The following is a 15,136-nucleotide window of genomic DNA, read 5'->3' as shown; positions in this document are numbered from 1 at the left end:
GGGGTTCGCGTCCAGCCGGTGCTCCCGATTCAAGCCGGATCCTTGCCGGATGTGCGGAGGGCGCCCGTCCGTTTCCGGACGGGCGCCCTGGGCGCTGGTGCGGCGGGCGGCACCGGCTGGCTCGCCCGGTGCCGGACCGGGGCGGGACCGGTGCCGGACCGAGCGGGAGCCGGAAACTACTTCTTGCCCTTGCTCTCGCTGCCGCCGCCGTCGGAGTCGGTGGACAGCACCGCGATGAAGGCCTCCTGCGGGACCTCCACGCTGCCGACCATCTTCATCCGCTTCTTGCCTTCCTTCTGCTTCTCCAGCAGCTTGCGCTTACGGGAGATGTCGCCGCCGTAGCACTTGGCGAGCACGTCCTTGCGGATCGCGCGGACCGTCTCACGGGCGATGACGCGGCTGCCGACAGCGGCCTGGATCGGGATCTCGAAGTTCTGCCGCGGGATGAGCTTGCGCAGCTTGTCGACCATCCGCACGCCGTACGCGTACGCCTTGTCCTTGTGCAGGATGGCGGAGAACGCGTCCACCTTGTCGTGGTGCAGCAGGATGTCGACCTTGACGAGGTCGGCGGTCTGCTCGCCCTTGGGCTCGTAGTCCAGCGACGCGTAGCCGCGGGTCTTGGACTTCAGGTTGTCGAAGAAGTCGAAGACGATCTCGGCCATCGGCAGGTCGTAGCGCAGCTCGACGCGGTCCTCGGAGAGGTAGTCCATGCCGAGCAGCGAACCGCGGCGGGACTGGCACAGCTCCATGATCGCGCCGACGAACTCGTTGGGCGCCAGAATCGTGGACTTCACCATCGGCTCGTACACCGCGGTGATCTTGCCCTCGGGGAACTCACTCGGGTTGGTGACGATGTGCTCGGAGCGGTCCTCCATCACCACGCGGTAGACCACGTTGGGTGCGGTGGCGATCAGCTCGAGGCCGAATTCGCGCTCGAGCCGCTCACGGACCACGTCCAGGTGCAGCAGGCCGAGGAAGCCGACGCGGAAGCCGAAGCCGAGCGCGGCCGAGGTCTCGGGCTCGTAGACCAGCGCGGCATCGTTGAGCTGGAGCTTGTCCAGCGCCTCGCGCAGCTCCGGATAGTCCGAGCCGTCCAGCGGGTACAGGCCGGAGAACACCATCGGCTTGGGATCCTTGTAGCCACCCAGGGCCACGGTGGCGCCCTTGGACTGCGACGTGATCGTGTCACCGACCCTGGACTGCCGGACGTCCTTCACGCCGGTGATGATGTAGCCGACCTCACCGACGCCGAGGCCGTCGGACGGCGTCATCTCCGGCCCCGAGATCCCGATCTCCAGCAGCTCGTGGGTCGCGCCGGTGGACATCATCTGGATGCGCTCGCGCTTCTTGAGCTCACCGTCCACGACTCGCACATACGTGACCACGCCACGGTAGGAGTCATAGACCGAGTCGAAGATCATCGCGCGGGCCGGGGCCACCGAGATGTCGGCGCCGACCGGGGCCGGTACCTTCTGGACGACCTCGTTGAGCAGCTCGGCCACGCCCACGCCGGTCTTCGCGGAGACCCTGAGGACCTCTTCCGGTTCGCAGCCGATGATGTGCGCCAGTTCCTTGGCGAACTTCTCGGGCTGGGCGGCCGGCAGGTCGATCTTGTTGAGCACCGGGATGATCGTGAGGTCGTTCTCCAGCGCCAGGTAGAGGTTGGCGAGGGTCTGGGCCTCGATGCCCTGGGCCGCGTCGACGAGGAGGACCGTGCCCTCGCAGGCGGCGAGCGACCGCGAGACCTCGTACGTGAAGTCCACGTGGCCCGGGGTGTCGATCATGTTCAGGATGTGGGTCGGGGCCGTGGCGTCGCCGTCGGTGGGCGCCCAGGGCAACCGGACCGCCTGAGACTTGATCGTGATGCCACGCTCACGCTCGATGTCCATGCGGTCGAGGTACTGGGCGCGCATCTGCCGCTGATCGACCACGCCGGTCAGCTGGAGCATCCGGTCGGCGAGCGTCGACTTGCCATGGTCGATGTGCGCGATGATGCAGAAGTTACGGATCAGCGCCGGGTCGGTACGGCTCGGCTGCGGAACATTGGTCGGGGTCGCGGGCACGCAGGGTCCTGTTTCTCGACGCTTGACGTCTGACGTCTGTAGGCGGATCGATACGTTGACTCCCATCGTCCCATGGCTTGAGGCCTGGGACCGGTTTGGGAGGTCGTGGGGGCGGCTGGTAGCCTGGAGCACTGTGCCTCGTGCCCTCTGACCCGAGGCGCTCAATGAAAAGTACCCGAACCTGAGAAGGCTCTTTCGTGGCGAACATCAAGTCCCAGATCAAGCGGAACAAGACCAACGAGAAGGCGCGCCTGCGCAACAAGGCGGTCAAGTCCTCGCTCAAGACCGCGGTCCGCAAGGCCCGTGAGGCCGCGGCGACCGGTGACCTCGAGAAGGCCACCATCGCCAACCGCGAGGCCGCGCAGAAGCTCGACAAGGCCGTCAGCAAGGGCGTTATCCACAAGAACCAGGCCGCGAACAAGAAGTCCGCGCTGGCTCAGAAGGTCGCCTCCATCAAGGCCTGAACCGCTTGACCGGGGCCCCGGCCCCATCTCGCCGGCACGGAACCAGCGGCCCCTCTACCGCCCGGACCGGCAACCGATGACATCGCGCCGCACACGGCCTGCGTTCGCCACGCGGGTGCGGCGCACCTCATGATCCGAAGGCCCCGCAGCCGTCCTCACGGGACGGCTGCGGGGCCTTTGGCGTACCCACTATCCTCACGGGCATGTCGACGCCGCCGCCTGACCCGAGCGCCTATCCGTATCCGAACCCCCAGTCCCCCGCCGGGTCCCCTCCCGGGTTCGGGCCGCCCGTCCCGGCCCAGCAGAACCCGTACGCCCAGCCGCTGCCGCAGCCCGTACCGCAACAGCCGGGCCGGCCGATGGGTCAGCCGATAGGTCAGCCGGGGCAGTACTACGGGCCGCAGGGCCCGCCGATACCGCAGATGCCGCCGCCTCCCGGTGGCGGCGGCGCGGGGCGGGCCGTGCTGTGGGCGGCCGTCGGTGCGGTGGTCGCGTCCGCGTTCTGGGGCGGCGGGGTGCTCCTGCTCGGCGGGAAGGCGGACAGCGCTGCCGCCGACCTCAAGGGCTACACGGCCCAGACCGATCTGTGCACCTCGTCCGACATCTCGGCGTTCAAGACCAAATACCCGCAGAGCGACAGCTCCCCGACGACGTACACGATCAAGCACGAGGCGCTCGACGACATGTACTGCGACCAGGGTCTGAAGATGACCGGGTCGACGTACTCGGACGCCTATCTGTCCACCTCGATGGAGCTGCACAAGAAGTCCGACCCGACGGCCGAGTTCGCGGCGCAGTGGGAGGGCTACTCGCAGCGCAAGGGCAACTACAAGGTCGAGAAGGTCACCGGCTTCGGCGACGCGGCCTATCTGATCACCGAGGACACGATCGGCGGCTCGGACACCAGCGGATCACGTTCGGTGACGCTGGCGGTGCGGGACGGCTGGATGACCTACCAGATGCGCTGGAGCATGTATCTGTCCTCGCTGGACAAGGACAAGAACCCGCCTTCGGTGAGCGAGGTCACCGGCTGGGTGAAGAGCTCCACGACCGCGAGCCTGCCGAAGCTGAAGGCTTAGCTCGGGGCTCGGGGGCTGAGGGGTCTATGGGGCTCTCGGGGCCCCGGGGCTGTCCGGCCGGCGGTCAGGACCGGTCGCGGGCGGCGCGCGCCACCGCCACGACGGCCTTCTCCAGGGCGTACGCGGGGTCCGCGCTGCCGCCCTTGACCGCGGCGTCCGCCTCGGCGACGGCGCGCAGCGCGGCGGAGACCCCGTCGCCGGTCCAGCCGCGCATCTGCTGGCGCACCCTGTCGATCTTCCACGGCGGCATGCCCAGCTCACGGGCGAGCTGGCCGGGATTGGCCCCGCGCGGGGCGGAGGCGAGCTTGCCGATGGCGCGGACGCCGGAGGCGAGGGCGAAGGTGATACCGGGCAGCGGCTGGCCCACCGAAAGGGCCCAGCGCAGCCGCTCCAGCGCCTCCGCGGTGCGGCCGGTGACGGCGAAGTCGGCGACCTCGAAGCCGGTGGCCTCGGCACGGCCGGTGTAGTACCGGGCGACGACGGCCTCGTCGATCGTGCCCTCGACATCGGCGACGAGCTGGGCGGCGGCGCTGGCCAGCTCGCGCAGGTCGCTGCCGATGGCATCGACCAGCGCCTGGGTGGCGTCGGAGGTCGCGGAGCGGCCCAGGGCGCGGAATTCGCCCCTCACGAACGCCAGCCGGTCGGCCGGCTTGGTCATCTTCGGGCAGGCCACCTCGCGGGCCCCCGCCTTGCGGGCCGCGTCCAGCAGAGCCTTGCCCTTGGCGCCGCCGGCGTGCAGCAGCACCAGGGTGATCTCCTCGGCGGGCGAGTCCAGATACGCCTTGACGTCCTTGACCGTGTCCGCGGAGAGGTCCTGCGAGTCGCGCACGATGACGACCTTGCGCTCGGCGAAGAGCGAGGGGCTGGTCAGCTCGGCGAGCGTGCCGGGCTGCAGCGCTTCGGAGGCGAGGTCGCGCACATCGGTGTCGGCGTCGGCGGCGCGTGCCGCCACGATCACCTCCCGCACGGCGCGGTCGAGCAGCAGGTCCTCCTGGCCCACGGCGAGCGTGAGCGGAGCGAGCAGATCGTCTGGGGAACTCTTCCTGGCCATCGCGGACCAGCATCCCATGGGGCACTGACATTGATACTCGTAGCCGGGTTCCGGTGGTTGTGGCTCGGGCACTGACTGACGCCCTGCTGGGCTGTCCAGCGGCGGCCATGGCGGAGAATGGTCCCGTGAGCGACGTACGACATGTCCTGGTGCTGCCCGACCGCGATGCCGCCGAGGAGGCCGCCGAGGAGGCCATGGAGCGGTTCGGCCTCGCCTTCGAGCCGCAGCTCGTCCGCGACGCCCTGGCCGGCGAGGACGACGCGGAGGACGCCCAGTGGCTGGTCGTGGTGGAGGACGAGGAGGGCAGGCTCGAAAGCGCGGCCCTGCACGCCCTCGCGGAGGAGTTCGACGGCTGGCGCGAGCAGACCCGCGAGTAGACGAGCAGAAACGCGGTGGGACCGGGGGGATACCGGGGCCCAGGCCGGCCTAGGCCCGGAGAATTAGTCCCACGGACCGAGGCGGCGCTCGCGGCCGCTGGGTAGCGTCACGTGGCATGACGACACCAGCCACACCACCCGCACCGGCACCCGCACAGGCCGCACCCTCGGCGCCCGCGCCCGCATCGCCCACGCCCGCATCACCCGCTCCGGCCGGGCCGCGGTCCCTGCGGCAGCGCAAGGACGAGGCCCTGCACCGGCTCGAACACGACGGGGACGTATGGGTCGCCACAGCCGACGCGCAGGGGACGCCCTGCCTGGTGCCGCTGTTCTTCCTGTGGGACGGCGAGGCCCTGTGGCTGTCCACGCGCGGCACGAATCCCACCGGACGCAATCTGCGCGCCACCGGCCTGCTGCGGGCCTGTCTGGGGCACACCCGTGACGTCGTCCAGATCGACGGCACCGCGCGGACACTGACCGCGCAGGAGCTGCCGACCGCGATCGGTGACGCCTTCGCCGCGAAGGGCGGCTGGGATCCGCGCGAGGACGGCCCGTCCTATCTGTGGTTCCGGATCCAGCCGCACACGATCCAGGCGTGGGGCACCGTGGCCGAGTTGAAGGAGCGCGACCTGATGCGTGAGGGGCAGTGGATTCTCTAGGGAGAATCTGCCGAGGTCGATAGCTCAGGCGAATCATTGCTTCGCATACACCATGAAACGTCGAAACTGACGACGGATTTCGTTGTTCTGAATCTATTGACGCGTTCTTGGCACCCGGGGTTTGATGCCGGGGATGAAGCGGCAGGTCCGCTTCGATTTCCCTGGACCGGAGGCGATAAGCCCCCCTCAGCACGATCCGATCGGACCCCGCATGACTGACACGCTGCGTCCTCCGCACTCCCCCATCGCGCCGCCCGTCACCCCCCCGAAGGCCCTCACCCGGTCCATCGGAGTGGTGGGCGGCACCCTGCTGACGCTCTCCTGCCTGACGCCCGCCTCGTCGCTCTTCGTCATCGTGCCGGGCCTCTTCGGGGATCTGGGCACCGGGACGGCGCTGACCATCGTGATCGCGGCGGTCCTCTGCATCGCGGTGGCCTTCTGCTACTCGGAGCTGGGAACGCTCATCCCCAGCGCGGGCGGCGAGTACGCCATGGTCGGAACGCTGATCGGACGGCTGGCCGGCTGGATCGTCTTCATCCTGTCGCTGATCGTGGTGATGATCGTGCCGCCGATCATCGCGCTCGGCACCGGTGAATACCTCGAACCGATCATGCACATCAACGGTCAGCTGGCGGGCGCGGGCGTCATGCTGCTCGCCACCGTCATGGGGCTGCTCGATCTGCGGGCCAACGCCTGGATCACCGGCATCTTCCTGGTCCTGGAGGTCATCGCGGCCGGAGTCGTCGCCGTCCTCGGCTTCTCGCACTCCTCCCGCCCGGTGTCCACACTCATCCACCCGGTCGTCGAGGCGACCGGCGGCGCCGCCGGGAGCCCGGCGACCGCCGCCCTCACCGGGGGCGCGATCGTCGCGGGACTGGCCGTCGCGCTCTTCGTGCTGCAGGGCTTCAGTACGGCGGTGTACCTGTCGGAGGAGATGGAGAACCCGCGCCGCAACGTCTCGCGGACCGTGCTGTGGACGCTGGGCATCGGTGCCGTGGTCGTCATCGTCCCCACCATCGCGATCACGCTGGGCGCGCCGGACATGCACACCCTGACCGAGGGCAACATCTCGGCGATGGTGACGGCCTGGAGCAACTCCGCCGTCGGCACGTTCGTCAGCCTGTGCATCGCGCTGGCGATCATCAACGCGGGCATCGTCATGGTCATCCAGAACTCCCGGGTCCTCTACGCCTCGGCCCGCGACCGGGCCTGGCCGCGACCGGTCAACAAGGCGTTCGGGACTCTGAGCGGCCGGTTCGGCGCCCCGTGGGTGGCCACCCTCGCGGTCGGTGTGCCGGGCGCGGCGCTGTGCTTCGCGCCGCTGGACACGCTCACCAACGTCACCGGGGTCTCGGTCGCCGGGATGTACCTGGTGGTGGCGGTCGGCGCGCTCGCCTCCCGGCGCGGCAGCCACAAGTCGCGGCCCGCGTGGCGGATGCCACTGTGGCCCGTGGTCCCCGCGGTCCTGATCGCGGTGATGGCCTACGTCCTGTACGTGCAGCAGGTCAAGGACCTGCTGATCACCGGCGCCATCGTGGCCGTCGCCTGTCTGTACTGGCTGTTCTACCTGCGGCCCCACCAGGACACCCGCTGGGTGATCTCGGTGCCGGAGGACCAGCACGGCCTGGACGAGCCCGCTTCCGTGCCCGCCGCTGCTCCGTTCGTCTCCGGCGTCTGAACCGGGCGGCTGAGCCGCGCTACGCCGTCTCCATCGCTGTGGCCTCCCGGGCCGGGATCTCCTCCTGGTCCGGGAGTTCGCATATCCGGGGCACCGGTGAGGGCAGCAACCTGACAGAACTCATTACAAGGAAGTCTTTACAAGAGCCTCCCCACCAGCGCGGCCCGGAGTTCTTCCGGGCGGTCGCCCACCACCGCGACCGGTCCGTCGGAGGCCGTGCACAGCACCGTCGCACCCTGTGCGCGCAGGGCCGAGACCGTGCGCGGGGCCGGGTGGCCATAGGGGTTGTCGGCACCCACGGAGATGAGCGCGAGGCGCGGCCGGAGCCGTGCGAGCAGCGCCGGGTCCTGATACGCCGACCCATGGTGGGCGACCTTCAGGACATCTACCCGGGGCAGCTCGGGAACCGCTGCCAGCAACTGAGAATTTCAGCGAGACCTGGCACTTTTCAGCGGGACTTGGCACTGGTTCCGTGCCGTGCGTTCAGGTCCAGGGGCTGGCGTCGAGGAGCGGTGTGTCACCGCGGTCGACGATCGGAAGTAGGTAGGCAGCGTACTCTTCGAGCGCCGTGATCATCTGCGTGTCGGTGGGCCTTGTGGTGCGGTGCTGCATGCGCGCCCAGACCGCGTCGACGCTCATCCGCCATTTCCTCTGGGTTTCGGGGTCTTGCTGGTCGCAGATGGGTGTCGGCGCGAAGATGTGCTCGCCTTGCGTGATGAGGGTCCAGAGGATGACGGATGCGATGTTCCGCTTCCGGTCGCTGAGGTCGATTGCGAAGCCTCCGCCCGGAGCGTAGCCACCGGCAGGGACAGCAATGCGGCTGGCGATCTCTTTCCATGGCCTCGGACCGATGCACCACGATGACAGGACTCTTCGGCGCTGTTCGTAGTCGATGAGGTTGTTCCGGGCGTCGAGTTCGGCTGCGAGGTCACGAATTGCGGTTTCAAGCTCCAGCGGGTCAGGGCGGTTTCGGGCCCATCGGTGAACGCGCTTGGGGCTGTCTGCGATCCGGGCGGTGACGGCTGGATTGCTCAGGAAGACACTCAATCGGTCCGCGGCTTTCTGGATCGAGCCGCCGGAGGCCGCTTGGCAGAGCCGGAGTGCGACAGTGCGTCGGAGATGGACTGTCGCGATGCCTTCCATGTGGGCGAAGTATTTTTGATACCAGTCATCTTCGAGGAACTGAGGGATGTGTTCCGGGCGGAAACGGGTCTTGCGGACCGGTTGCTTCAGGTTGCGTGCAAGGTTTGGCCTGGCATAGGTGTGCACGACTGACGAGACTGCTTGGAGAAATCCTTCCGAGCACTCGGGGCGCGTGTCCAGGAAGGCGCGGGCCCAGCTGACCTTGGATGGCCGGAGTTCTGGCTCGTTGATCAGGGTTCGCAGGTGGCCGGCGAGGGTGTCCGGGGTGTCCGTCCGCAGCAGGCGGTCTGCTGCCAGGAGGAGGGCTGCGTGTGGCTGTGCTGCAAGGTAGGGCATGTCGCTGACGGCGCGGACGAACGTTGACCGGGTGAGAGTTTCGCTGTCGTCTGTGCCCTGGGCGAGGAGGGAGATCAGTTGCCGGCCGCGCAGGAGGTGGCGGGAGTTGGGCCACGACGTGCGCAGGATATGGCAGGTCGTTCTGAGGTCGGTGAAGTAGTGAGCTGGGGACGTTGGGTGTCCGAGGACGTCAACGGCCCCCGGCCCGCTTGGATTCAAGAGCTCCAGCAGGAATCTCTGGAATTTCCGGTATTCGGAGGGTAGTTGCTGAGCGGTGGCTGTGTCTCCATCAAGGCGGTGTCCGCACTTCCCGCCGATGAACTCTCGGCATTGCGTGGGGTGGAGAGTGTTCACGCGCCAGCGGGGCATGTGACGGGCGGTGTTGCGGGTCGCGGTGTGGAGGACGAGCGAATTGCATGCCGGGCAGAGGTGTTCCAGGAAGCGGCGGTGCTCAAGGCAGGCGAATACCGGTGGCAGGCGCCAGGAGTTCTTCCAGGCTCCTCCGAAGGCTTTTTCCATCGGATTTCCGCGGCCAGCCAGGCATTGGGGGCAGTATCGGGTGGCGTGCAGGAACAGCCAGCGGTGCTGGTGGGTCACCATGCCGTTGCGGCCGTTCGGAAAGGACTGCGCGGGTGGGTAGCGGCTGCTGTAGGTGTCCAGCAGCATGGCGTCCATTTCGGCATCTGTGGCCTTGATCATCCGGGCGAAGGTGTGCCGTTGTGTGTCGGGGAGTCGGATCAGAAGCGGCGCCGGCAGCACGGCGAGATGTGCGCGGTCGGCGAGGCCGGTGCGGACGGCCAGTTCTGCTGGTGAGGTGTCCAGCCGGAAGGCGAGCCGGAGAAGGAATCCGGGCAGGGACTCGTCCGGCAGAGGTGGAAGGCTTCGGGCCAAGGGACGCAGCGCGGGCATGCGGTCGGCTCACTTCCGGGCGGCGGTGATCTCGGGGATGCCCTTGTCGTCGAAGACGGTGTTGCGTGCCCGTCGGGCCTGCACCGCCTTCTTCGCCGGGAGGGCGGGCGGGACGTCGCCCTCTTCGCCGGCGGCCCGGTCGCGCTTGGGGTGCTGGGTGCGGATGATCACGCTGTCCAGCAGTTCCTCGGTGATCTCTTCGATGCCGGTGTCCATGGCCAGGGAGGCGCCGTCCTCGATCAGCCGCTCGATCAGTCCGACGACGCCGCCGGTGCGGCGATAGATGTACTCGGGCATGCCGCCTCCGGTGAGCATGCCGTCGCGGGCGTTGAAGAGCCTGAGCTCGTTCTCCAGCCCGGTGAGGTGGTCGACGAAGGAGGCGATGTTGTCGGCTGTGTCGTAGCTGAACGGCCGCAGGTCGACGAGGTCGAACCGCCGGGCGGTCTGGGTGGCGGCTTCGTCCTTCCAGTCCTGGTGTCCGGGTTCGGGAAACTCCCACTGACCGGTCTTGGGGTTCTGCCAGCCTCCGCTGAGCAGGCCAGAGTCGGGGATGCCAACACCGATCAGGACCAGGGTGACGCGCATGCTCATCAGGGCCCTGATGAGGTCGAGGGTGTCCTGGTCGTCCTTGCGGTGCATGCGGAGCCGGGTGATGTCGTCCAGGATCAGGACGCGGGTGCGGTGATCACGCAAGGAAGCGCGGACCTGCCGGACGAGCTGGGTCAGGGTCATGTTGTGGCCGCTGGTGCCGAAGAAGTCGAGGATGGCCTGGCAGGTCGACTTCGGTGTCGCGGTGACCGGGGTCTGGACGTAGGCGATGGTGGCACGCAGGTCGCGGGCCCCGGGCAGTTCGGGGACGTCCACGAACGCCTCAAGCCCCAGCCACAGGTCCTCGAAGGCGGCTGCCGCCTCGGCGGCAGTCTCCGTCTTGCCCTGGTTTCCACCGCCGTTGATCATGATTCCGGGCCGGGTCGTCGGCTTCTTCTTCAGCGCGTTGTTCAGCAGCCGGGACTGCATCAGATCGGAGACGGCCAGGCTCATCGGGGTGTCCAGCAGCGGCAGGTTGGCGTGGGTGGCCCGGCGGTGCAGATCGTGGATGGCCTGGTCCCGCTTGCTCTTGCTGGCATAGACGGCGCGGGAGATGCGGGGGGCGGGGACGAAGGAGTGCCGCGTCAGCCTCCAAGTCGTCCATCCCTCGGCGCTCTCCCGGTCCGGGACCTCGCCCGGCAGGATGAACCTCGTCTGCGACAGCCTGGTCTCGACACTCACTGGGCTCCCTCGTGATCTGCGTCGTCATCGCGTACCGAATCTGCGGCCGCCTCGGCGGGATCGCCGGCGGCCAGCAGAGCGTGGGCCCTGCGGCGGGAGCCGTCGCCCAGCCGGCGCGGTGCGCGGGGCGGCTGAGCGACGGCGGCCTCGCGGCGGGTGCGGCGCTCGGTGTCCACGGCCTCGTCCACCGGGACCGGCCGGAGGGGCCGGCTGCCGATGGCGGCGCCGACCGTGCCGGCGGCGGGCCGGTCGGCCGCTGCCGCTTTCACCTGGGCGGCCTCGCGGGCCCGTTCGCTGCGCTGGGCCTTGGTCAGCTGCCCCGGCCACTGTTCGGCCGTGGCATGGGCGGCGATCAACTCCAGCAGCAGCGGCAGCAGTTCGCTGTCCGTGCGGGGCTTGAGGCCAGCCTGTCTGGCCGCGGTCAGCAGTTCGCGTACTCGTGCGTCGGTGAACGCGGGGATCTCGCCCTCGGGCAGCATGCCCGTCCACCGCAGCTCGTGCCAGTCGTGCGTGCGCGGGTCCTGGAAGAACGTGAACCGGGCATCCCGCGGATCGCGGTGCACGGTCCAGCGGTCCTTGTGCCGTCCGCCCCGCCCGGATCCCTGCTCGTCGCGGTAGGGGTCCAAGGCCCTGCCGTCGTACCAAAGTCCGCGGATCTTCACTCCGCGCTTGCCCTGGATCAGGGCCTGGTGCCGGGGCAGCAGCTGGTAGTAGAGGCTCGGCGAGGGGATCTCCAGGGCCCATCCCCCCTGGGCCATGGAAGCGGCGAACAGCGTGTTCGGGCTGTGATCGCCGACCGGGTCCCAGCAGGGGGCGTATTCGCCCATTCGCCGGTTTTGCCACACTTTGACGATCCAGGTCGCCAGCAGGTGCTCCATCTGATCGATGGTGAGGACCGCGTCGCCCTCGACGTCGGCGCCGCGGTCGGCGGTGTCGACGCCGGTGTAGCCGGGGAGGTACTCGAACAGCATCGATCGGGCGGCCCCGAAGGCCCGCTCGACGGCCTGTTTGTCGGTCGGCCGCAGGACCCGGGCCGGCAGCACCTTCACTCCCAGAATGTGCTGGGCCTGGACGAGGTGATGGTTGCGGTAGACGCTGCCGTGATCGGTGGTGACCGTCTCCGGGGGGAAGAACGGCAGCCCGGCCACCGGGTGCCCGGCGAACTCCGCGACCAGGGCCGCGGGGACGCCGGGGTAGGGCCATTCCATGTCCTCGCCCCAGTCGGCCCGCATGGGCAACGGCATCGTCACGTCCCGCAGCAGCATCGCGACGTCGGTCGAGGTGTCCGAGACCAGCGTGAGGCGGAACCCGACCAGTGAGTGCGTGTAAACACAGATGGCCAAGGTGAGATAGACGGTGACCGGGTCGTCGAACACCGTCTCGCGCAGCATCACCGGCAGCACCGTGGTGTCCAGAGCGACGACCTGTCCCGGCCGTTCGACGATCACGTGCTCGCCCGTGGTCTCCAGCAGTGCGGAGCGGGCATAGCGCTGACGTGCGCGGCCCGTGCCGAACCACTCCTGCCAGACCACCCGCAGGGTCCCGTAGCTCGGGATCTTCTCGGCGGCCTCCTCGCCGAACGTCTCCGAGACGTACTGGTGGATGAGCCCGACCCGGGTCCGCATGTTGATCTTCGACCGGTGCAGCGTCTCCTGCCGGACGGCGAGGATCGCCTTGCGGACCTCGTCGGTGATGCTCGGGTGCCCGCGCGAAGCCGGGGTCCAGCGGTCGTCGGCGCCTCCCATAGCGACGTCGATCCGCCGCTTGGACTCCCACCGGGTCAGCGTCCGGTAGCTCACCTGCGACAGGCCCAGCACCTTCGCGTGTTCGGGATCAAGGGCCTGAAGTTCGGCGACCTTCGCCCGGCGCCGCTGGGTCACGTTGGTGCGGTCCGGGTCGTACTCAGGCCGCGGCTCACCCGGCCCGGGGTGAAGCGGATCACCGCCGCGGTATCCCGTCTCGACCTCCAGCAGGTGGCCTCGCCGGATCTTCAGCAACGTCCGCTGCTGGTCGGTGAGGTCGTCTTCGGTCTTCGGCTGCAGATGCTGTCCGGACGCCGTCGCCACCGTCGAGCGCCGGCACCGAGGGTGGTGGGCGAGCATCCGGAACGACACCGTCTGCCGCGTCCCCGTCGGGGACGTCAACAGCACCCGGCCGTACTGCGGTTCGACGAGATCCACTTGCCACTGCTCGTCGTCCAGGATCAGGCTCTCGCCGACCGCCAGTTCCAGCAGCCCTGCCGCCTGCCCGCTCATCGAACCGCCCCCTTCGCGACGCGAAGGACACTGCTGTCCCGGAAGGGGGCCGTCAGGTCGACGCCGAACTGCCGGTGCCAGAGCAGATGCAGGATCACCGGCCGTGCCAGGGCCGGGAACTCGAAGGTGTCCGCCAGCTCGCGGAACGTGATCGGCTCCGAAACGGCCTGGGCGGCCCGGGCCGCCTGCAACAGCATCGGCTTCAGACCCAGCCGGTCCTGCATCGGACGGCGCCGGGAGTAGAGCAGGTCGACGTTTCTCCAGGTCAACGGCCTCCAGCCCGTGACCACGGCGTAGCCCCACCCCAGCATGAGCGCGACCTCGGACGTGGCCGCGAACTTCATCAGGTCATCGTCGTCCATCCGCCCCGCGGGACGGATATCCACCAGCCACCGCCCGCGATCGGAGAGCAGAAGGAAATCGGGGATGTGTTCCCGCCGGCCGCCTTCTCCCTCGAAGTTCAGCAGGAACGGCTGTGACAGCGTTTCCTGCGTTTCGCCGGCGAAGTCCGCCATCACGACGAACTGGTCCTCACGATGGGACTCGAAGGCATGCTGGCGCCCGGTCGACACCATCGGTTCCAGCCCTGGGCGGTGGAACTGTCGTGTGCGCCAGGTGAAACCCCGCCAGGGAACGCAGCCGGCCAGCGGCACCGAGTTCAACCCGTCGACCGGGCCGGCCCGCTTCACCTTGCCGAACTTCCACGTCGCCGACCATCTCGCTGACCAGCCCGGATCGAGGTTCAGCATCCCCCGGCCCACGGCCAAATCCGTCTCACCGCAGATGAGAGCCAGGTCCTCCCAGCCGCACGCATCCGACCAGAGCGGACTGGCCACCCTGCCCTCAAGCACACGCGAGCCGACTGAGCTCTCCACACTGCTCTGTTCCATGAGCCCAGCACACAAGTGCAAGCAGAGGGGACGGAGAAAATTGATCAAAGAGGTGCCATCAAGCCTGAAACCTGCGTACGGTGCCACCCCTCACCGGCAATCAGTGCCAACTATCACCGACCCATCGCCACTGCAGCTCAGCTACCTCGGTCGACGCCGGCGACAACGGAAGCGGCCAAAAGTCGACCCCGGAGCTGGTTGCTCCGGGGCCCCTTCGTCAGTGGACTAGCCCGGCAGCCTTCGCAACCGCGAGGGTGCCATGGAGCCCAGCAGCGAAAGCAGTGAAGGCGCCGACAATCACGACATTTGCCGCCGAATGCAGTCCAAGAAGTAGTGCCACAGCGCCAAGACCGGCCACTACCGACAGGACGAAACAGATTGCAATGGCCCACCACTTGTGAGGGTATGCATTGGTGCTGGTGCTGGTGCTGGTGCTGGTGCTGGTGCTGGTGCTCATTCGGGAATCTCCCTAGCTAGCTCGAAACCTCCTTTCCTGGAGGACTTGGGAGACCTGGCCCTCATACTCGATATTTAGTTATCGGTATTCAGTTGTCTCATCAGGTCTCCGGATTGGCTGTCAGTAGGTGGCTGTCACTCCCGGGCAAGGAGCGAGATCAGTAGCCACCCGCCACTACCGGGGGTCCTCGCGCCAAGTCGTCTCCTCAACAGTGGAGATCGTTACTCGCATGGTGCTTGGCCACCACGGCGGTGTAGGTCACCGCGCGTACCAAGGTATCTCCAACTGACGTAATGGGAAGAGCTTCTGACGCACGAGCAGGTCGACGGCGGCGAGCTCATCCGTGACGGTTCACTGGCCGCCCCTGCCCTCATGTATGCGGGTCTTCGAATTTATCCGGGCAACGCCTGTCGTCGGCTGCGTCGAGTGGTTGCGCAGCGTGAGCGGAGGCGTTGGTTCTCTCGGTTGCGGAAGCCGAAGGCGTTGCGGGCTTCGAGCTTGATGAG

General features: G+C 68.1%; 12 protein-coding genes and 1 pseudogene. 5 read left to right on the top strand and 8 right to left on the bottom strand.

Annotated elements, in window-relative coordinates; translation table 11 throughout:
* Nucleotides 1–176 precede the first annotated feature (176 nt).
* Nucleotides 177–2,063, bottom strand: coding sequence for a translation elongation factor 4 (lepA, locus tag QMK24_RS30940; RefSeq protein ID WP_283470145.1), 1,887 nt, complete (start codon nucleotides 2,061–2,063; stop codon nucleotides 177–179).
* Between the two features lie 197 nt (nucleotides 2,064–2,260).
* On the opposite strand from lepA, the gene rpsT reads away from it, so the two are divergent.
* Nucleotides 2,261–2,527 carry a 30S ribosomal protein S20 gene (rpsT, locus tag QMK24_RS30935; RefSeq protein ID WP_283470144.1) on the top strand — a complete coding sequence of 89 codons (267 nt, stop codon included), beginning with the start codon at nucleotides 2,261–2,263 and terminating at the stop codon, nucleotides 2,525–2,527.
* A 203-nt stretch (nucleotides 2,528–2,730) separates the two neighbouring features.
* A complete protein-coding gene (locus tag QMK24_RS30930; protein WP_283470143.1) occupies nucleotides 2,731–3,606 on the top strand; it encodes a hypothetical protein in 876 nt (291 codons plus the stop codon).
* Nucleotides 3,607–3,670: 64 nt separating this feature from the next.
* On the opposite strand, the gene holA is transcribed toward QMK24_RS30930, so the two are convergent.
* Complete coding sequence (holA, locus tag QMK24_RS30925) at nucleotides 3,671–4,657, bottom strand: DNA polymerase III subunit delta (RefSeq protein WP_283470142.1); 987 nt, start codon at nucleotides 4,655–4,657, stop codon at nucleotides 3,671–3,673.
* A gap of 125 nt (nucleotides 4,658–4,782) precedes the next feature.
* Here holA and QMK24_RS30920 point away from each other — a divergent pair, with 125 nt between their 5' ends.
* The 3 genes from QMK24_RS30920 to QMK24_RS30910 all read left to right on the top strand — a co-directional run bounded on the left by QMK24_RS30920 (nucleotide 4,783) and on the right by QMK24_RS30910 (nucleotide 7,371).
* Entirely contained in the window at nucleotides 4,783–5,034 is a 252-nt protein-coding gene (locus QMK24_RS30920; RefSeq protein WP_283470141.1) for a hypothetical protein, read from the top strand.
* Nucleotides 5,035–5,150: 116 nt separating this feature from the next.
* Nucleotides 5,151–5,693 carry a pyridoxamine 5'-phosphate oxidase family protein gene (locus QMK24_RS30915; RefSeq protein WP_283470139.1) on the top strand — a complete coding sequence of 181 codons (543 nt, stop codon included), beginning with the start codon at nucleotides 5,151–5,153 and terminating at the stop codon, nucleotides 5,691–5,693.
* A gap of 211 nt (nucleotides 5,694–5,904) precedes the next feature.
* Nucleotides 5,905–7,371, top strand: coding sequence for an APC family permease (locus tag QMK24_RS30910; protein WP_283470138.1), 1,467 nt, complete (start codon nucleotides 5,905–5,907; stop codon nucleotides 7,369–7,371).
* A 137-nt stretch (nucleotides 7,372–7,508) separates the two neighbouring features.
* On the opposite strand, the pseudogene QMK24_RS30905 reads toward QMK24_RS30910, so the two are convergent.
* The 6 genes and pseudogenes from QMK24_RS30905 to QMK24_RS30880 all read right to left on the bottom strand — a co-directional run.
* A pseudogene (locus QMK24_RS30905) lies at nucleotides 7,509–7,790 on the bottom strand (ComEC/Rec2 family competence protein); the annotation flags it as partial.
* Between the two features lie 64 nt (nucleotides 7,791–7,854).
* Nucleotides 7,855–9,759, bottom strand: coding sequence for a TniQ family protein (locus tag QMK24_RS30900; RefSeq protein WP_283470136.1), 1,905 nt, complete (start codon nucleotides 9,757–9,759; stop codon nucleotides 7,855–7,857).
* A 9-nt stretch (nucleotides 9,760–9,768) separates the two neighbouring features.
* The gene (locus QMK24_RS30895; protein ID WP_283470135.1) at nucleotides 9,769–11,028 is read right to left on the bottom strand and encodes an AAA family ATPase; all 1,260 of its coding nucleotides are present in this window, start codon (nucleotides 11,026–11,028) and stop codon (nucleotides 9,769–9,771) included.
* A complete protein-coding gene (locus tag QMK24_RS30890; protein ID WP_283470134.1) occupies nucleotides 11,025–13,283 on the bottom strand; it encodes a transposase in 2,259 nt (752 codons plus the stop codon). The genes QMK24_RS30895 and QMK24_RS30890 overlap by 4 nt, the downstream gene beginning before the upstream one ends.
* Complete coding sequence (locus tag QMK24_RS30885; protein WP_283470133.1) at nucleotides 13,280–14,119, bottom strand: TnsA-like heteromeric transposase endonuclease subunit; 840 nt, start codon at nucleotides 14,117–14,119, stop codon at nucleotides 13,280–13,282. The genes QMK24_RS30890 and QMK24_RS30885 overlap by 4 nt, the downstream gene beginning before the upstream one ends.
* A gap of 271 nt (nucleotides 14,120–14,390) precedes the next feature.
* On the bottom strand, nucleotides 14,391–14,630 hold the full coding sequence (locus QMK24_RS30880; protein ID WP_283470132.1) for a hypothetical protein: 240 nt from the start codon (nucleotides 14,628–14,630) through the stop codon (nucleotides 14,391–14,393).
* Between the last annotated feature and the right edge of the window lie 506 nt (nucleotides 14,631–15,136).

Source organism: Streptomyces sp. PH10-H1 (genome assembly GCF_030063355.1).
In the GTDB taxonomy this organism is placed as follows: Bacteria; Actinomycetota; Actinomycetes; order Streptomycetales; family Streptomycetaceae; genus Actinacidiphila.
The sequence above is the reverse complement of the archived record's forward strand: the minus strand, read 5'-3'. Positions and strand labels throughout refer to the sequence as shown.